At 56.6% G+C, this 18204-nt stretch carries 19 protein-coding genes; 14 read left to right on the forward strand and 5 right to left on the reverse strand.

Annotated elements, in window-relative coordinates; translation table 11 throughout:
* Positions 1 to 15: 15 nt before the first annotated feature.
* The 9 genes from KORM41_RS20620 (at position 16) to KORM41_RS20655 (ending at position 7253) form a co-directional block, all read left to right on the forward strand.
* Complete coding sequence (locus tag KORM41_RS20620) at positions 16 to 936, forward strand: heme o synthase (RefSeq protein WP_068153059.1); 921 nt, start codon at positions 16 to 18, stop codon at positions 934 to 936.
* The gene (locus tag KORM41_RS22415; protein ID WP_269448995.1) at positions 933 to 1064 is read left to right on the forward strand and encodes a hypothetical protein; all 132 of its coding nucleotides are present in this window, start codon (positions 933 to 935) and stop codon (positions 1062 to 1064) included. Before KORM41_RS20620 ends, KORM41_RS22415 begins: the two co-directional genes overlap by 4 nt.
* Before the next feature lie 5 nt (positions 1065 to 1069).
* Complete coding sequence (locus KORM41_RS20625) at positions 1070 to 1630, forward strand: cytochrome c oxidase assembly protein (protein WP_231727361.1); 561 nt, start codon at positions 1070 to 1072, stop codon at positions 1628 to 1630.
* Between the two features lie 60 nt (positions 1631 to 1690).
* Positions 1691 to 2542, forward strand: a complete 852-nt coding sequence (locus KORM41_RS20630) for a cytochrome c oxidase subunit 3 (protein ID WP_068153064.1) — start codon at positions 1691 to 1693, stop codon at positions 2540 to 2542.
* 15 nt (positions 2543 to 2557) lie between these two features.
* On the forward strand, positions 2558 to 2974 hold the full coding sequence (locus KORM41_RS20635; RefSeq protein WP_197421343.1) for a DUF983 domain-containing protein: 417 nt from the start codon (positions 2558 to 2560) through the stop codon (positions 2972 to 2974).
* The gene (locus tag KORM41_RS20640; RefSeq protein WP_068153070.1) at positions 2967 to 3671 is read left to right on the forward strand and encodes an SURF1 family protein; all 705 of its coding nucleotides are present in this window, start codon (positions 2967 to 2969) and stop codon (positions 3669 to 3671) included. Before KORM41_RS20635 ends, KORM41_RS20640 begins: the two co-directional genes overlap by 8 nt.
* A gap of 132 nt (positions 3672 to 3803) precedes the next feature.
* Positions 3804 to 5195, forward strand: a complete 1392-nt coding sequence (thrC, locus tag KORM41_RS20645) for a threonine synthase (protein WP_068153499.1) — start codon at positions 3804 to 3806, stop codon at positions 5193 to 5195.
* Position 5196: 1 nt separating this feature from the next.
* Positions 5197 to 6438: a M16 family metallopeptidase gene (locus KORM41_RS20650; RefSeq protein WP_068153073.1), complete on the forward strand. Its 1242-nt coding sequence runs from the start codon at positions 5197 to 5199 to the stop codon at positions 6436 to 6438.
* A 119-nt stretch (positions 6439 to 6557) separates the two neighbouring features.
* Positions 6558 to 7253 carry a PAS domain-containing protein gene (locus KORM41_RS20655; protein WP_197421345.1) on the forward strand — a complete coding sequence of 232 codons (696 nt, stop codon included), beginning with the start codon at positions 6558 to 6560 and terminating at the stop codon, positions 7251 to 7253.
* A 15-nt stretch (positions 7254 to 7268) separates the two neighbouring features.
* Here KORM41_RS20655 and KORM41_RS20660 read toward each other — a convergent pair whose 3' ends face one another.
* The gene (locus KORM41_RS20660; RefSeq protein ID WP_068153079.1) at positions 7269 to 7832 is read right to left on the reverse strand and encodes a YqgE/AlgH family protein; all 564 of its coding nucleotides are present in this window, start codon (positions 7830 to 7832) and stop codon (positions 7269 to 7271) included.
* A gap of 155 nt (positions 7833 to 7987) precedes the next feature.
* Here KORM41_RS20660 and KORM41_RS20665 point away from each other — a divergent pair, with 155 nt between their 5' ends.
* From KORM41_RS20665 to KORM41_RS20680, 4 genes are all read left to right on the forward strand, one after another.
* Positions 7988 to 8842 (forward strand): protein-disulfide reductase DsbD domain-containing protein, encoded by an 855-nt coding sequence (locus KORM41_RS20665; RefSeq protein WP_082720115.1) that lies wholly within the window; start codon positions 7988 to 7990, stop codon positions 8840 to 8842.
* Between the two features lie 56 nt (positions 8843 to 8898).
* Entirely contained in the window at positions 8899 to 9381 is a 483-nt protein-coding gene (locus KORM41_RS20670; protein WP_068153085.1) for a peroxiredoxin, read from the forward strand.
* Between the two features lie 143 nt (positions 9382 to 9524).
* Positions 9525 to 10808, forward strand: a complete 1284-nt coding sequence (locus KORM41_RS20675; protein WP_068153087.1) for a DsbA family protein — start codon at positions 9525 to 9527, stop codon at positions 10806 to 10808.
* A gap of 162 nt (positions 10809 to 10970) precedes the next feature.
* Entirely contained in the window at positions 10971 to 12641 is a 1671-nt protein-coding gene (locus KORM41_RS20680; protein ID WP_068153089.1) for a M28 family metallopeptidase, read from the forward strand.
* A 57-nt stretch (positions 12642 to 12698) separates the two neighbouring features.
* Here KORM41_RS20680 and rnhA read toward each other — a convergent pair whose 3' ends face one another.
* The 3 genes from rnhA to ispH are packed head-to-tail and all read right to left on the reverse strand — an operon-like array spanning position 12699 to position 15047.
* Positions 12699 to 13148 (reverse strand): ribonuclease HI, encoded by a 450-nt coding sequence (gene rnhA / locus KORM41_RS20685; RefSeq protein ID WP_068153502.1) that lies wholly within the window; start codon positions 13146 to 13148, stop codon positions 12699 to 12701.
* The gene (gene thrB, locus KORM41_RS20690; RefSeq protein WP_068153091.1) at positions 13138 to 14097 is read right to left on the reverse strand and encodes a homoserine kinase; all 960 of its coding nucleotides are present in this window, start codon (positions 14095 to 14097) and stop codon (positions 13138 to 13140) included. Before thrB ends, rnhA begins: the two co-directional genes overlap by 11 nt.
* Positions 14097 to 15047 (reverse strand): 4-hydroxy-3-methylbut-2-enyl diphosphate reductase, encoded by a 951-nt coding sequence (gene ispH, locus KORM41_RS20695; RefSeq protein WP_068153095.1) that lies wholly within the window; start codon positions 15045 to 15047, stop codon positions 14097 to 14099. Before ispH ends, thrB begins: the two co-directional genes overlap by 1 nt.
* 308 nt (positions 15048 to 15355) lie before the next feature.
* Between ispH and KORM41_RS20700 the strand changes: the two genes are divergently transcribed.
* Positions 15356 to 15865 (forward strand): hypothetical protein, encoded by a 510-nt coding sequence (locus KORM41_RS20700; protein WP_068153098.1) that lies wholly within the window; start codon positions 15356 to 15358, stop codon positions 15863 to 15865.
* Between the two features lie 79 nt (positions 15866 to 15944).
* Here KORM41_RS20700 and KORM41_RS20705 read toward each other — a convergent pair whose 3' ends face one another.
* Positions 15945 to 18113, reverse strand: a complete 2169-nt coding sequence (locus KORM41_RS20705) for a TonB-dependent receptor (protein ID WP_197421349.1) — start codon at positions 18111 to 18113, stop codon at positions 15945 to 15947.
* Between the last annotated feature and the right edge of the window lie 91 nt (positions 18114 to 18204).

Consider the following 18204-nt stretch of genomic DNA (forward strand, 5'->3'; position numbering starts at 1 on the left):
AAAAGGACAGACGTTTTGGCCGATAGCCTGACATCTTATGATCAAACCATTCAGCCTTCCGGTACCCGGGAGGCTGAAGCGCGTGACTTCGTGGCACTTCTGAAGCCACGGGTCATGTCGCTTGTTATCTTCACGGGCTTTGTGGGCCTTGTGGCTGCACCCGGCACCATGAACCCGGTACTGGCTTTCGCTGCGATCCTCTTGATCGCTGTGGGGGCAGGGGCGTCTGGCGCCCTCAATATGTGGTATGATGCCGATATCGACGCCATCATGGACCGCACGGCCAAGCGGCCGATCCCTGCGGGTAAGGTTACACCGGGTGATGCACTCGGCTTTGGCCTGACGCTAAGCGTCGCTTCGGTGGTGCTTCTGGGCCTGATCGTCAATATGACGGCAGCAGCGCTTCTGGCGCTTACGATTTTCTTTTATGTTGTCATTTATTCCATGTGGCTCAAGCGCCGCACACCGCATAATATTGTTATCGGTGGTGCAGCTGGCGCTTTCCCGCCGATGATCGGCTGGGCCGCAGTTACCGACAGCGTTACGATTGAGAGCATGGTGCTCTTCGGTATTATCTTCCTGTGGACTCCGCCGCACTTCTGGGCACTCAGCCTTTTCATTTCCAAGGACTATGAAAAAGTGGGTGTGCCTATGCTGCCGGTCGTGGCCGGTGAGCGTGAGACCCGGAAGCAGATTCTTCTATACAGCCTGCTTGTGGTGCCGTGCGGCATCGCACCGTATTTCCTGGACTTTGCCGGGCCCGTTTACGGCGTGGTATCCACGCTTTTCGGTGCCTGGTTCCTGATGCTGGCTGCGTTGGTATTCAAGGGTGTTGAAAAAGCCGAGCGAAAGCTTTTCGCATTTTCGATCCTTTATCTTTTCGTTCTTTTTGCGACGCTCGCTTTTGAGCGCCTGATAACGGGGTGGCTGGCATGAGTGACGACCATAGCGAAATGCACAAACGCATGAAAAAGCGCAACCGCGTGCTGGGCTTGTCGCTTGGCGCCTTTGTACTGCTTGTTGCGGTGTTCAGCTATTTCAAGATCAAGGGGCTGACACCTTGACGGCCGTGGCTGCAAATAAGAATACGCGTGTGGCGATGCTTGTCGGCCTTGTGGTGGCCGGCATGATCGGTCTCGCCTATGCTGCAGTGCCGCTTTATAACCTGTTCTGCAAAGTGACTGGCTATGGCGGCACCACGCAGGTTGCCGAAGTGGCATCAGGTGCTGTGCTGGACCGTGAAATGGACGTGCGTTTCAATGCCAGCGTTCACCGCGATATGCCGTGGGACTTCAAGCCTGTGCAGGTGCATCAGAAGCTGAAGATCGGCGAGCAGGCCATTGCGCACTATGAGGCTTATAACCCAACGAACAAGCCGATCGTGGGTACGGCCACCTATAATGTTACGCCGCACAAGGCAGGTGAATATTTTGCGAAGATTGATTGCTTCTGCTTTACGGAGCAGGTGCTGGAACCAGGCGAACGGGTAGATATGCCTGTCGTCTATTTCATTGATCCTCTGATTGCTGAGGATCCAAATTTGGATGACGTTAGCGAAGTGACGCTTTCATACACCTTCTTCGTCATGGAAGACGAGACGGCGCGTGTGCAAGCGGAACAGAGTCGCTAAAGCTAGGGTAACAATAAGGGAACGTCGGCAAATGTGCCGGTGCTTGTTAGGAGAGATTTTATGGCGGGCGATGTGAAACATGATTATCACCTGGTAAACCCAAGCCCATGGCCGGCATTTGGCTCATTTGCTGTTCTGATCATGATGGTCGGAGCAGTTTTCGCCATGAAGCCGGATGCAACGCTGTTTGGCATGTCCGGTTTTGGCAACTGGCTGTTTGGCGCAGGCCTTCTTGGCCTCCTCTACACCATGTTTGCGTGGTGGTCGGATGTGATCGACGAAGCCGAAGGCGGCGACCATAAGCCGGTTGTTCGTATTGGCCTCAAGTACGGCATGATCCTGTTCATCGCCTCTGAAGTGATGTTCTTCGTGGCTTGGTTCTGGGCATTCTTCAATGCTGCCCTGTACCCAAAGATCCCACTGCCTGAGATTGGCGCTTTCTGGGAAACGCTGAATAACGACGCTATGTGGCCACCAGCCGGTATCGAGACGTTCGATCCTTGGCACCTGCCATTCATGAACACGCTGATCCTGCTGCTTAGCGGTACGACCGTGACCTGGGCACACCACGCTGTGGTTGAAGGTGACCGCGACAGCCTGAAAAAGGGCCTGTGGCTGACCGTGATCCTGGGTGCGATCTTCACCTGCGTTCAGGTGTATGAGTATATGCACGCGGCATTCGAGTTTTCCGGTAACATCTATGGCGCGACATTCTTCATGGCAACCGGATTCCACGGTTTCCACGTACTTGTCGGCACCATCTTCCTGGCTGTTTGCTTGGGCCGTTCTTACAAGGGCCACTTCACGCCAGACCACCACTTCGGCTTCGAGGCTGCTGCCTGGTACTGGCATTTCGTGGACGTTGTTTGGATCTTCCTGTTCTTCTGCATCTACATCTGGGGCGGTGCATAAGGCATGCCTGCAGACATGCAGAATAAAGAAAAAGAAGCCGGCCGGGAGCAATCCCGGTCGGTTTCGCCTTATAGGGCCGGTTTCCTTGGCCGCTGCCCCAAGTGCGGCGAAGGCGCTTTCTTCAAGCCCATGAGCCTGGATATCCGCGATACGTGCGATGTCTGCGGTTTCGACCTAAGGGCGGCAGACCCGGGCGATGGCGCGCAGGTGTTCGTGATCCTGATCATGGGGGCGATTGCGGCCCTTGTCGGCTTTATCCTGATCGGCGGTATGCATATGCCGCCGTGGCTCGCCATGACCATCATCTTCGCCCTGATCCTGTTTGGCAGCATCTGGATGTTGCGGGTGTTCAAAGCCACACTGGTAGCGCTGCAGTTCCATCATGACGCCGCCGAGGGCCGCCTGACAGATGGCGAGGACAAAGATGCCTAAGGGCTTCAAACCTGGTGTGGCGCTGACAGTCTGTGCTCTATTGGGCATGATCGTGTTGATCGGCCTTGGTACTTGGCAGGCCAGCAAGGTTGGCCCCAAGACCGACCTCTTGGCGCGGATAGAGGCCGGGCTCGCGGCAGCACCCATGCCGCTGCCTGTGCATCTTGATGATCCGCTTAGCTTGGAATATCACCGCGTGTCTTTTACCGGGACAGTGCTGGATCGCGCGCCGATCAAGGTGTCGGCCACGAGCATGTCTGGCAAGGCTGGTTATCACGTTTATGCGCCGGTGCAGAAGCGCCACGGCATGGTCGTAGTCGTGAATTTCGGCTGGATACCATTCCACCAGAAAGAAATCCCGGCGCTGCCGTCAGGTGACATCACGGTAACCGGCGTGCTGCGCACCAGCGCTACGCCGGGTTCCATGACCCCGCCGAACGATGCGGCCGGCGGCAACTGGTTTACCGCTGACGTGCATGAGATGGCAGCCTATTGGGGCCTCAGGACCAAGGAATATTATCACTTCCGCATTTTCAGTGATCATGTGGGGCAGCCAGGTGCACTGCCGCAGGGCGGGCAGGTGCGGGTGGATATCCCCAACGATCACCTTCAGTATGCCCTTACATGGTATGGCCTCGCCATGACGCTCCTTGGTGTTTATATCGCTTTCGGCTTCAAGCGTGGCCGGGAAGAGTAGACTTTCGAAAAAGTCGGTCTTCACGAAGGCTAAAGCAATTATGCCGCAATCCGGCGCGCTTACTCTTGCATCCCGGTCGGTCTGCGCCTACTACTAGCCTTCGCAAGATTCGTAAAGTTGAGTGCACTGATCGTGAAATATATATCTACGCGCGGCGAAGCCGAAAAACTGGATTTTGAAGGGGTAACGCTGACTGGCCTGGCCCGGGACGGTGGTCTCTATGTGCCTGAGGAACTGCCAAAATTCAGCGCAGGCAAGATCCGCAGCTTCCGCGGCAAGCCCTATGCAGACGTGGCGTTCGAAGTGATCCAGCCTTTCGTTGCCGGAAGCCTGTCGGACGCAGACCTCAAAGCCATGCTGGACGCCACCTATGGCAAGGCCTTCCGCCACCCGGCTGTGGCGCCCTTGGTGCAGCTTGGCGCAAACGACTGGCTCTTGGAGCTGTTCCATGGCCCGACGCTGGCGTTCAAGGATTTCGCACTCCAACTGCTCGGCCGTTTCTTCGACCATTTCACGGCCAAGCGCGGGCAGAAGCTGACAATTCTGGGCGCAACGTCTGGCGACACCGGTTCTGCCGCCATTGAGGGCTGCCGCGGGCGCGACAATGTCACCATCTATATGCTGCACCCCAAAGACCGTGTGTCTGAAGTGCAGCGCCGCCAGATGACGACGGTCCTTGAGGACAATGTAGTCAATATCGCCGTAGAGGGCAATTTCGACGACTGCCAGGCGCTGGTGAAAGCCTGCTTCAATGACCTTGAGTTCCGCGACCGTGTGGGCCTGACGGCTGTGAACAGCATCAACTGGGCGCGGGTGATGGCGCAGATTGTCTATTATTTCACCTCCGCGGTCGCACTTGGTGCACCTGACCGCGAAGTGTCCTACACTGTGCCTACCGGCAACTTCGGGGATATTTTCGCGGGCTATATTGCCAAGGGCATGGGCCTGCCGGTCCGCCAACTGGTGATCGCCACGAACAAGAATGACATCCTGGCCCGCGCGCTGCAGTCGGGCGCTTACCGTGCAGACGGGGTGGAGGCAACGCTGTCGCCCAGCATGGATATCCAGGTGTCCAGCAACTTCGAACGCCTGATGTTTGATCTGGCCGGTCGCGACGCTGCGGAAATCCGGGCCTATATGGATACGCTGACGGCTGAGAAGGGCTTTGACCTCAAACAGGCGCACCTTGAGGCACTGCGGGCGTCTTTCGCCGCAAGCCAGGCAGATGACGCCCTGACGGCCAAGGTGATGGCTGATCTTTACAAGGCCAGCGGCTATGTGGCGGACCCGCATACTGCCGTGGGGCTGGCGTCTGCTGCCGTGTGCAACACTGACCCAAGTGTACCTATGGTGACGCTCTCGACCGCCCATCCGGCCAAGTTTGGTGCGGCGGTTACAGAGGCCACTGGCGTTGACCCAGCACTCCCCGCCCATATGGCAGACTTGCTTTCGCGCGAAGAAAGGCTTATCACGCTCGCCAACGACGTGACAGCGCTTCAGGCGCGAATAGAGCAAGGACTATAGATTGAGTGTAGAGGTTACCCGCCTGCCATCAGGCCTCCGTATTGTCAGTGAAAGCCGGCCCCAGCTTCAAACTGTGGCCGTCGGCATGTGGGTGGATATCGGCGCACGCCACGAACCTCTGAAGCTCAACGGCATCACGCACTGCCTGGAACATATGCTGTTCAAAGGCACGAAGCGTAGGACCGCGCGCGATATCGCCAGCGAGATTGAAGCCGTTGGCGGCCAGATGAACGCCTATACCAGTCGCGACAACACCACCTATTACGCCCGTGTGATGAAAGATGACCTGCCGCTTGCATTCGATGTTCTGGCGGACATCATCCTAAACAGCCAGTGTGATGACAGTGAACTTGTGCGTGAAAAAGAGGTGATCCTGCAGGAAATCGGGCAGGCGCTTGATACGCCAGACGATATCGTGTTCGACCACCTTCAGGACGCGGCCTTCCGCGACCAGGCCATCGGCCGGTCAATCCTGGGTACAGCAGACAGCGTGCGTAGTTTCTCAAGCGCTGATCTGCGTAGCTACCTGACCAGTAATTATACCGCATCAAATATTGTGGTCTCTGCTGTAGGCAATCTTGAGCACAAGGACCTAGTGGCTTTGGCGGAAGAGAAGTTGGCAGGGCTTAAGGCAGGCGTGGCCAGCAGCACAACACCCGCGCGCTTTACTGGTGGGGATATCCGCGAGAAACGCGACCTTGAACAGGTACATGTGACGGCGGCGTGGCCGGGCGTGTCCTTTACGGACGACAATTATTACGCCATGCAGGTCTACTCCACGATTTTGGGTGGCGGCATGTCTTCGCGTCTGTTCCAGGAGGTGCGGGAAAACCGGGGCTTGGCTTATTCGGTCTACAGCTTCACCAGCAGCCATCAGGACGTTGGCTTGTTGGGCATCTATGCTGGTACCGGCCCGGAAATGGCCGAAGGCATGATGCCGGTGATCAAAGGCGAAATGGAAGCGCTGACGAAAGGCCCGACAGACGAAGAATTCAAAATCGCTGTCGCCCAGCTGAAATCCGGTCTTGTTATGGCGCTTGAGGCGACAACGTCGCGGATGGAGCAGATGGGTCGCCAGATGCTTGTGTTCGATCGCCTGATCCCAATCGAGGAAATGATCAGCAATGTCGAGGCAGTCACGCCAGATGACGTTGCGCGTACCGCAGAGCAGTTATTGGTGAAACCCGATCTTGCTACGGCAATAGTCGGTGGCGGTGATTTGGACCGGATTACTTTCTCCTGATCGTGTTTTAGTGAAATCCGTTACTAAATTATAAGATTAATTCATACTCCTCTAAGTATTGCTGGCAGGCAGGTATAGTGATACCATGCCAGCCATAAAATATTCAGGGGGGACTCTTGTTGAGCCCGGAGTTGTGTCAATTACTGGCTTACTGGCATGATTTAGGCGGCGCGGATGCGTTGCCTGAACGCTCGCAGCTTGATCTTCGTCGGCTTACGACAATATTGCCCTGGATGTTCATCCTGGAAATGGGGGCAGATGGCTCGCTTCGGTATCGCCTTGCAGGTTCCAGCCTTGAAGAAGGTGTCGGGTGCGGCATGGCTGGCAAGACATATGCCGATATCTTCAGTGACCACGAGCAAGCCTCGGTAATGGAAGAACTGTATGCCACCTCTCTCGTGCAGGGCAGTGGTCTTGTGCGCACGGGTTCATTCTCGCTTGAACAGGATGAGACCTTCGACCTGGAAGTATTGGCATTGCCCTTTTCCGATACACGGGCGATGGCAGGGACCGTGCTTGTCGGTGTCGTGCGGCCCTTTGATATGCTGAATCAAGAATTTTCGGACCACTGGGGACGTTTTCAGCATGATCTGACAACGCTGATGGTTGTGCCTTCGCCGCGCGTGCTCTCGAGAGAGCAGTTGTCTGACCGGGTTAATGCGATGCTTGAGTTGATCGGCGTTGAATTGCGCGCCCTTGATGTGCCCAAGGTTCTGGCTCTCTATCGCAGCGGCGCAAACAAGTTGCCGGGGCAGGAGATACCTTCCTTTGATCTCGACCGTCTGTCAGGCCAGCAGGGACATACCCTTAACTGAATTGGGGATGGTGGGTCAGGCGTGCCCTGCATCCGATGACAGCATCGAAATATTGATGCCCAGTTTAGCCATGGCGCGTGGCCATTTTTGTTCGAGTTCCGTATTGAAAATGATCTCGTCGTCGGCTTCTGCCGTCAGCCAGGCGTTTTCCTGGATTTCCTGTTCCAGTTGGCCCGCACCCCATCCGGCATAGCCAAGCGCCAGAAGATGATGTATCGGCCCGCGCCCGTGTGCAAGCGCGGTCAGGATATCTACCGTTGCTGTCAGCGCCAGCGTTTCGCTGACCACCAGGGTTGATTCCTGCACGAAATCTGCTGAATGCAGTACAAAGCCCCGCCCGGGTTCCACTGGCCCACCTGTGTGGATAGGAAGCGGCGGCACTGGGCCTTCGGTTTCGATATCCAGTTGCTCGAGAAGGCTTTCAAACGTCAGGTTGGGAAAGGGTTGGTTGATCACCAGACCCATAGCGCCCGATTCATCGTGGGAACAAACATAAACGACGCTCCGGTCAAACCGTGGGTCGGTCATGCTGGGCATTGCCAGCAGTAGCTTGCTGTCCAGGTAAGTGGATGATGTCATGTGGCCTCTCTATATAGCGCCTTCAAGCTTAGCGCGTATAGCAGGATTGTGCAATCGGCCAGCGGTTGTAAACCTATATGTGGGTCGCCGGTCTGGCCGGATTGACGGCAATGTGATCAATCGCGACTGGCAATTCATCAAGGCGGTTGCTAATCATGACAGGAAATCAGCTGGAGACCGGCATGCGTTCGATTTTAATAGTTTTGAGTGGCCTTTTTGGCCTGACATTACCCGTACAGGCGGGAGAGACGCCGTGGCAGGAGCATCTTGATATGCTTCAAACCCGCCTTGTTACAACATCTGCCGACATGACGAATTCAGATGGTAAGCCGCTGTTGGCCTGGGAGGCCAAGCTGGCGCCGGGGTGGAAGACCTATTGGCGGTCTCCCGGCGAAGCCGGGCTGCCAGTGCGTCTGAGCCAGGACGCTGCAGAGATTGATATTCTTTTTCCCGTTCCTGAACGGTTCGAGCTTTTCGGTCTGGAGACATATGGCTACAGCCACACGGTGTTGTTGCCGTTTCGGCCGCACAGCACCAATGAAGCGGGCATAACCGTGAGTGCCAGCTTCATGGTGTGCAAGGATATCTGCGTGCCATTTGATGCCACCTATAACCTCCCTGCCTCGGCATTGGGGGCTGATTTTTCACCGCATGATATTCGTGTCGATGCCTGGATGAAAAAAGTGCCTGAGCGTGAGGGCGATGCGGGCGCAGGCCTTGTGATTGATTCCGTTCGCGTCACCGGGCCTGTGGGCCGCCAACATGTGGTGGTGGATGCCCGCGCGGATGCCATGCTTACTGCGCCTGATATGCTGGCTGAGGTGAACGATATGGTCCATTTCGGCGCACCCAGGATTAAGATTACGGGGGACGGGCGCTCGGCGCGTTTTGTGCTCTCCGCCATGACCGGGAAAAAGCCGATGGACCTGCGGGGTAAGCAGATCCGACTGACCTTCATTGATGGGCAGGGCAATGCCATTGAGCGCATGCTGGACCTGCCTGCCAAATAACGGCTAGAGTAAATACCAGATCAATTGCCCGATCGGGCAAACCACAGGAGCAAACGATGACCATCCAGCTTGGTGATAAAATTCCCGCCGCGACGCTGACTACCATGACAGCGGACGGTCCGGGGCCAGTGTCCACACAGGAGTTTTTTGAGGGGCGCAAGGTCGTGCTTTTCTCCGTACCAGGGGCTTTCACGCCGACCTGTTCGGCCAAACACCTGCCGGGCTTTGTCGAGCATGCTGATGAAATCCTCGCTAAAGGCGTGGATGCCATCGCCTGCGTGTCGGTGAACGATGTGTTTGTCATGAACGCCTGGGGCAAAAGCGCGGGCGTCGAGGACAAGGTTGTAATGCTGGCAGACGGCAACGCCGAATTCGCCAAGGCGCTGGGCCTTGAAATGGATGCATCCGGGTTTGGCATGGGCACCAGGTCAAAGCGGTTTTCCATGATTGTGGAAGACGGCACTGTGACCCAGCTGAATATCGAGGAGCCAGGCGCGTTTCAGGTATCTTCCGCTGAGCACGCGCTGACCCAGCTTTAAGCCGGGCCAACGAAAGAGACTGAAAGGGCGGCTTCTGCGGCCCTTTTTTGTGCCTGTTTGCAGCACAGGCAGGTAAGGGCTGTTGAAGCCAGATCAATAGTGCTAGAAGCGATCTAGGGATCAACAAACAAGACTGCCGCTCAATGAGTTTCGAAACAGTATTGAAGTCGGGTATAGCGGCCTGGCTGACAAGCGAGACCAGATTGAATCTGGCCCGTGCGAGAGAGGAAGTGTCGCGGCGCTTTGGGCGCCGGGGGCGAGAGATTCTGTATTTTCACCGCACGGATGACCCCTATTGCCAATTGATGGTGCAGGCGTTGCCTGACCTTGCCAGCCGCTTTGACGTAAAGATAAAGCCTTTGGTGATCGAACGGCTGCCCGCCAACATGTATCCCGATCCTCAGCGCTTCGAAGCCTACAGCATTCTTGATGCCACGCGGCTCGCCCGGCTTTACGGGCTTGGCTTTCCTTCAACCGCCATGGTGCCGGATCGGCTGAATGTGGGCATGGCCAACCGCTATCTGGTCAGCTTGCAGGATGATCCTGCTTTTTTCACTGCGGCAGAAGAAGTCGGTGAGGCGCTTTGGCGTAACGACCACAAGCTGGTGCGCAGCCAGTGTGTTGCAGCAGACATTGACGAGTTGGCGCTTGAGAAAAATGAAAAACTGCTGAGGCAGCTTGGCCACTATGCCAGTGCCACCGTCTATTATGGTGGCGAGTTTTATCTTGGGCTGGACCGGTTGGACCATCTGGAGCACCGCCTGAATAAGGCAGGTGTGGGGGATGGTGAAGTGCATTTCGAGCTCACCCGCCTATGGCGATACGGTCTTCAGAATATGGAAAAATCGGTATCCGGGCGTAGTGTGGAGCTCTTTTTCTCTGTTCGTAGCCCCTATAGCTATCTTGGGCTGCAACTGGCGTCAGAACTGGCGGAAAAATCCGGTATCCGGCTCAAGTTGAAGCCGGTGCTGCCAATGATGATGCGCGGCATGAAGGTGCCACCTGCCAAAGGCCGCTATATCCTGATGGATACAGCGCGCGAGGCGCGGGCGGAGGGTATTCCGTTCGGGCGTATCGTTGACCCCCTTGGGCTGGCGACCAAACGGGCGATGGGGCTTGGTTTTGCCTTTGCGGACACAGACCAGGACCTGGCTTTCTTCAAGGCCTTCACCAGAGGCGTATGGGCTGAGGGGATCGACGGCACCACAGACGCGGGGCTCAGGAAAATCCTGGACCGGGCCGGCATTGGCGGCGCCAAACTTTCGGCCGCCCTGCCGGAAGAAGTCTGGGGGCCTGTGGCGGAAAGAAACCGTCAGGCACTTTTGATGGCGGGTGCATGGGGCGTGCCCACCTTCCGGGTGGGCAATGAGACCTTGTGGGGACAAGACCGGCTGTGGGCCGTTGTCGACGCTTTAAAGCAACAGTAAAACGCTTTGTCGCAGTAAGCTTTCGCTTGGATTGACTGGGTGTAAAAGCTGCGTATTGTCATTTATTCGGTCGCAGCCTGGCAAACTGCGGCATGTTGTGGGTTTGGGAGCCCGCAAAGTTAATAACTAAGGGGACTGGTTACAGTGTTTAGCAATAATAAAATGCGTGTCGGCTTTTCCGCGCTGTCATTTCTGGCAGTGGCAGCGTGTGCCGATACCGGTAGTGTGGAGAAAACGGCAGCCGACCGGGCGGAAAGCTTCAGCGCCAGTCGGATCGAAGCCGATGTTCGTTTCCTGGCAGATGATACACTCAAGGGCCGCGATACAGGTAGCGAAGGCTACCGCATCTCAGCTAATTATGTGGCGGCTGAATTTGCCCAGCTTGGCTTGAAACCGGCGGGCGAAAATGGTGGGTACTTCCAGGAAGTTCCGTTCAAGACGGCCAAGCTGGATGTTGAATCAGCTGCGATGAGCGTAACTGTGAACGGCGAAGAAAAGACGCTGACTGCCGGCGATGACTTCTACATGAGCGGTGATGTGAATGTGCCGTCGGGCGATGTCTCGGGCGATCTTGTGTTTGTTGGCTATGGCATCCACGCGCCAGATCTTGGTCATGATGACCTCACGGGCGTTGACCTTGAAGGCAAGATTGCAGTTCTTATCGGTGGCGCACCGACAAGCTTCAACAGCGAAATTCGTGCGCACCACGGCTCAAGTACGACCAAGAAAAAGGAACTGGCTCGCCGTGGCGTCGTTGGAACGCTTGTTGTCAGCACTCTCGCTGGTGAAAAGCGCCGTCCATTTTCCCGGCTCAAGAAATATCTGGGCAGCGAATCTTTTGATTGGGTGGCCCCTGAGGGCACTGACGATGGCACCCCGCGCATAACTGCCTCTGCTGCGATCAGCCACGACGTGGCCCGGATGCTCTTTGAGGGGGCCGACATGTCCTTTGACGATGTTTTGGCCGAAGCAGAAGAGGGCACGCCAAAGGCGATGCCGCTTATGACCAGCGCATCCATCAAGCGAGACAGTATCCTGTCCGACACCTTCCATAGCCCCAATGTCCTGGCTGTGCTTGAAGGGTCTGACCCGGAACTGAAAAACGAGTATGTTGTGATGTCTGCGCATCTGGATCATATCGGTGTTTCCGAGCATGCAAAGGGTGATGACAAGATCAACAACGGCGCGCTTGATAACGCGTCGGGCGTTGCTGTGATGATGGAAGTGGCGCGGGCTTATGTGCGCTCGGGCGAGCGTCCCCGCCGGTCCATTCTGTTTGCCGCTGTTGTGGCAGAAGAAAAAGGCCTTCTGGGCGCTGAGTATTTCGCCAAATTCCCGACGGTGGCAAAGGAACAGATGGTTGCCAACGTCAATGTGGATATGCCGATTCTGCTGTATGATTTCGCCGATGTAGTTGCCTTTGGTGCGGACCGCTCATCGCTTGGTCCGGTAACGGCCGAAGCAGTGGGCAGCATTGGCGTGGCCCTGAGCCCGGACCCAATGCCGGAAGAGGGCATCTTCACAAGGTCCGACCATTACCGGTTCGTGCAGCAGGGCATCCCTTCCGTGTTTCTGGTAACAGGTTGGGGCCCATCGGTGGACGGCAAGGATGGCGGTGCCATCTTCCGCGAGTTCCTGGGCAAGACCTACCACCGTCCGCATGACTCGCTCGATCAGGAGATCAATTATCAGGCCGGCGCCAAGTTCGCCTATGTGAACTGGTTGATCCTGAATGAAGTGGCGAATGCGGATGAGCGCCCACGCTGGAACGCCGGTGACTTCTTTGGTCGTACCTTCGGCGGTCTTGGAGTGGACGCTTCAGAGGCGCGTTAATCGGCCTGCGATTAAGCATAAAACAAAGAAAAGCGCGGGCAATTGTCCGCGCTTTTTTTATGGCTTGTAGGGGGCCATGCCCTGGTTTGCCAGTGCGTCTGCGCGTTCATTGCCTGGGTCGCCCGCATGGCCCTTTACCCAGATCCAGTCAATCTCGTGGGGCTTAATGGCTTTATCCAGCGCCTGCCACAGGTCGGCATTCTTCACCGGCTTTTTGGCGGCGTTTTTCCAGCCCTTGTTTTTCCAGGCGTGAATCCATTTGGTGATGCCGTCGCGCACATAGGTGCTGTCTGTGTGCAGATGCACGATGCACGGGCGCTTGAGAAGCTTCAGTGCCTCTATCGCCGCCGTCAGCTCCATGCGGTTGTTCGTGGTCTCCAGCTCGCCGCCGGTGATTTCCTTTTCGTGTTCGCCATAAAGGAGCAGCGCGCCCCAACCGCCCGGCCCCGGATTCCCGGAACAGGCGCCGTCGGTATAGATTTCAACGACCTTCTTTTTAGACGACATAACCGGCCGCATCCCTGATCTGCTGGTGAAACTTCAGCCGCTTCAGGTAATCAAGCGGATTTTTTGGGGTCACAACCGCACCTTCAACCGGGTTCTGCCAGTCGTAAAGGCGGGTCAGCAGAAACCGTAGCGCAGCCCCCCGGCACAGAAGCGGAAGAGCATCAACTTCGACGGGCGTCAGCGGCCTGTGGGCGTCATACATTTCCATCAGTCGTTTGGCATGGCCGGGCAGGAACTGGTGATTTTCATCAAAGCACCAACTGTTGATGCACACCGCGATGTCATAAGCGAGCATGTCGGTGCAGCCGAAATAGAAATCAATCACCCCGGTGATGGTGTCACCAGTGAACAGCACATTGTCCGGAAACAGGTCCGCGTGGATGGTGCCAGTTGGCAGGCCAGTTGGCCAGGCGGCGTCCAGTGCTGCGATCTCGGCCCTGATTTCATCCGCCAGCCCGGCCTTTACTTCATCAGCACGGGCTTCGGTCTTGGCTGCCAGGTCTTTCCAGCCCGCTAGCGACAGGTCATTGGGGCGGGATTCGTCGAAGCTTTGTCCCACTTTGTGCATGTCCGCGAGCATGCCACCTAGAGCCGCGCATTGATTCTCGGATGGATGATGGACGCTTACCCCGGAGAGAAAGCTGATCAGACAGGCCGGGCGGCCAGCCAGTATCTGCAGCGCCTTGCCCGCTTTATCATGAATCGGCAGCGGGGTTGGGATGCCGCCTTCCGCCAAATGTTCCATCATGTTCAGGAAATAGGGCAGTTCGTCCGGGTTTGCGCGCTTCTCATAAAGCGTCAGGATATAGCGCGCCTTGGTGGTCTCCAGCAGATAGTTGGAGTTCTCCACGCCTTCGGCAATGCCTTTGAAGCTTGTGGCTTTGCCGACATCGTAACGGCTCAGGAAGGCGCTTAGCGTCTGGTCGTCAACCTTAGTGTAGACCGCCATCAGGCAACGTCCTTCAGAATGGGCGGCACCTTGAACACCACATTTTCTTCTGCGGTGGTCACCAGTTCCAGTTTGGCGTCATAATGCCCCTTGAGGGCTTCGATCACTTCTTCGACCAGCACTTCCGGGGCGCTCGCACCTGCGGAAATACCCACGGCGGTGGCTCCGTCCAGCCAGTCCCAGTCCAGTTCAACCGCACGGCGCACCAGCTTTGCCGGGCAGCCTGCCTTTTCGCTGACTTCCACAAGACGCATGCTGTTAGAGCTATTGTAGGCGCCGATCACGATCATGCGGTCGGCCTGCTTGGCCACTTCTTTCACCGCGATCTGGCGGTTGGTGGTGGCGTAGCAAATGTCTTCCTTGTTGGGCTGGTCCAAAGACGGGAAGCGGTCCAGAAGGGCTGCGACAATTTCGGAAGTATCATCAACCGACAAAGTGGTCTGTGTCACGAAGGCCAGCTTTTCCGGGTTCTTGGGCTCGAACTTCGCCACATCCTCTACTGTTTCGATCAGTGTCACTGTGCCGTCGGGCACCTGGCCCATGGTGCCGATGACTTCCGGGTGCCCTGCGTGGCCGATCATCAAAATCTCGCGGCCATGCATCAGGTGACGCTCAACCTGCCTGTGCACTTTCGACACAAGCGGGCAGGTGGCGTCTACATACACCATGTTTCGGCGTTCAGCCTCTGCCGGTACCGACTTGGGCACGCCGTGGGCAGAAAAGACAACCGGCATGTCGGTTGGTACTTCGTCCAGTTCGTCCACGAACACGGCGCCCTTGGCTTCAAGGCCTTCGACTACATAGCGGTTATGCACGATTTCGTGCCTTACATAGACGGGCGAGCCGAACTTCTTGATCGCCAGTTCGACGATCTTGATCGCGCGGTCGACCCCGGCGCAGAAACCGCGCGGGTTGGCCAAAAGAATTCGCAGGCTGTTTTCTGCCGCCATTCGGCTGCCTCCATGGGAAAGAAATTGCAGCCCTTAGCTACCGCCCAACTGCCCCAAGCGTCAAGCAAGACGTGCTTCGCGGGCGCATAAGATGTCGTGCTTGCCTGAATGCTTGTCTGATTGCTTTTCTGGCGCCACAGTTTCGACATGCTTGGCTGATAGCCGGTGCTGCGTGCTAATTGTGCCAGCGGGCGATAAGGTGGGTTGCTCTTTAGCGGTCTTCTTTTTATGATCGCGGCCAAATTCCGGCTTTACGCTGACCCACAGAAGGGCGCCATTGGCCGATACCTGATTTTGAAAGGCGATTTATGTCCGTTCGTAGTGTGATTTTGTTCGGTCTTCTGTTCTTGCTGGCTGCCTGCGGCAACCGCAATCCGCTTGAGGTGACGGTGTCCCGCTGTCCGGCCATTGCTGTTGTGGGGGACGCTGGCACACTGACCCGCTTTGAAGGCGAAGGCCGTAACATTGAGGACGTGGCTTTCACTGCTTCCATCATGGACGTGCGCCTGACTTGTGAAGAGGCCGAGGATGTGACCTCCGACGTTAGCTTTAGCGTTGCGGCCACAAGAGGCGATGCTTTCCGGGGCGGCAGCGTGACCCTCCCATACTTTGTCGTGGTCCTGAAGGACAACAGCCAGATTATCACCAAGAAAATCTATGACGTGACGCTGAATTTCGACAGCAATGGCCGTGCTTCTTCGCGTGAAGTGCTGGAGCAGCATATCCCGACGATTGAGCAGGCTCGTCGCTATAATTATGAAGTTCTCGTGGGCTTCCAGCTAACGGCTCAGGATGCGATTTTCAACATGGAGCGCTAGACGCTTTCCAATAAAGTTCAAATGAAAACGGCGGCCCTTATGGAGCCGCCGTTTTTGATTCTGGATAATGCTGTTTGCCTTAGAAGGTGGCGCGGAACGCCACGCCGATGTTGCGGCCTGGAAGTGGCACCATGTCCTTGAGGAAGCTGGTGTGCTGGCGTGCTTCCACATTGCCGATGTTCGTGGCCTTCAGGGCAAGCGACAGGTTCTTGTTATCAAACGGGCGAACAGTCAGGTAGGCGTTCCACAGCAGGTAATCTTCTGTAGGAAGTTCAAATTCCGTTACCCGGTTCTGGCTTGCGGCATATTCAAGTTCCGTCCGGAAGTCGACTGAAAGAGAGGATGCTTCAATACCCATCAGCGCGGACAGGGGCGGTATGCGCGGCAGGTTCGCTGTGCCGTCAACGCCTGTCAGCTTGGCGCGCACATAGTCCATCTGGCCGTCAATATGGATATCAACTTCGCCCAGCGCGCCGCTGTTGAACGATCCAGCGTGGAATTCTGCCTTGGCTTCAAAGCCGTAGAAGCGCGCATCGCTCGCAGTGAATGCGAAAACGGGCAAGCCGTCTTCTTCTTCGCCTGTGGCGGCTTCATAGATGAAGTCGTTATAGTTGGTCAGGAAGCCGTTCACAGCCAAGGTAAAGGGGCCTTCCGAATAGCTGAATGTGGCTTCAACGCCCAGCGCCGTCTCGAGCCTCAGTGTCTGGTCACCGAGCTCAAAAGCGCCGGTGGCTAGGTGTGGGCCGTTGGAGAATAGCTCTTCAGCAGAAGGCGCGCGTTCTGTACGGAACAGGGACACACCGATAAAGGCAGCGTCTGTCAGGTCATACCCCAGGCCTGCGGAAGCGCTGAAGCCATCGAACTTTTCGCTCGTGCCCAACTCATCGGCTGTGTATTTCGTGTGCTCGTATCGGCCCCCCACTTCAAGTGTGTAATGGCCCATGTCAAATTCCTTGACGCTATAGAGGCCGAACTGATTGGTGATGGTGGAAGGCACAAAGGCCTCGTCGCCGATAGCCGAAAAGTCACGCCGTCGGAGCTGGATACCCGTCGCGCCAGACCATTCGCCGCCGCCTTTTTCAATCAGATCCAGCCGGCCTTCCCAGCCCTTGTTGGCGAACACGGTGCCGATGGCCTCGCCTTCAAGTTCAGTGTGCTTATAGTCGGCATAGCCGAAGCGGAGCTTGGCTTTCTTGAACCAACCGAAGTCGCGGCTCAGCTCACCATTTAAGTCATAGCGAATTTGGTTCAGGTCGATAGTGACAGCTTCTTCGCCTTCTTCCTCGTGGCCGTCCTCCTCATGTCCGTCTTCTTCGTGGTCTTCATCGCCGTGGGCGTGGCCACCTGGCACACCATACTGGCTGTCCACCTTCTTGATGTTTACGCCGATAAAACCGTCCTGGAACAGAAGCGACAAGCCGCCCGAGCCGCCAGATGTTTCAGTGGCGGAATTTTCGGCGATACCGAATTCTTCACCCTCACGCTCACCTTCGTGGTCTGCGTCATGGTCTTCTTCATGACCTTCTTCTTCGGCCTCTTCTGCGTCGTGGAAGGCTTCGGATTCGGCATAGCCCGGGATGTTATAGTCATCCGTATTGCGGAACATGAAGTCGCCGTGGGCAACAAGCGTGCTGTCGCCAATCTTGCCAAGGGTGGCATTGAAGGCTGCCGTTACTTCGTCGCCATCGTTCACAGTGCTGTGGCCATAGCGGACGGCCCCTTCAAAACCACCTTCCGGCAGATCGTTCGGTATCCTGCCGTCAAACACGTTGATTACGCCGCCAGTAGCGCTGCTGCCATACATGAGCATGGCGGTGCCGCGCAGAATCTCAATACGTTCCGCAAGCGCAGGCTCCACCGAAACTGCGTGGTCTGGGCTGGTTGAGGAGGCGTCAATCGATCCGAGGCTGGCGTCCAGTACGCGAATCCGGTCACCGCCCAGGCCGCGAATGATGGGCCGGCTTGCGCCAGGGCCGAAGAAGGTACTGGAAATGCCTGGCTGGCGCTTCAGCGTTTCACCGAGCGAGCCATCAAGCTGGCGCAGGATTTCCTCCTGCCTCAGAACCGTGGCGCCGACGATAGTTTCGCCAAGCTTGCGGCCTTCATAGGCGCCGGAGACAACAATTTCTTCCAGCTGCTCACCAAGTGGTGGTGCAGCAGCAGCGTTGGCAGGCATCGTCCAGCCACCCACAAGAGCGCTGGAGGCAAGGAGAATGGAAAATCGTTTTTGTTTCATAACTTCAGACACGGTAATCATCCCTGTATCAATCAGATGTCGCGCGGCAAATAGGGAGCTGGCGCGTTCAGTATAGGATTGCTTATTGGTGACGGCACAGGGC

The sequence above is a fragment of the Kordiimonas lipolytica genome (genome assembly GCF_001550065.1).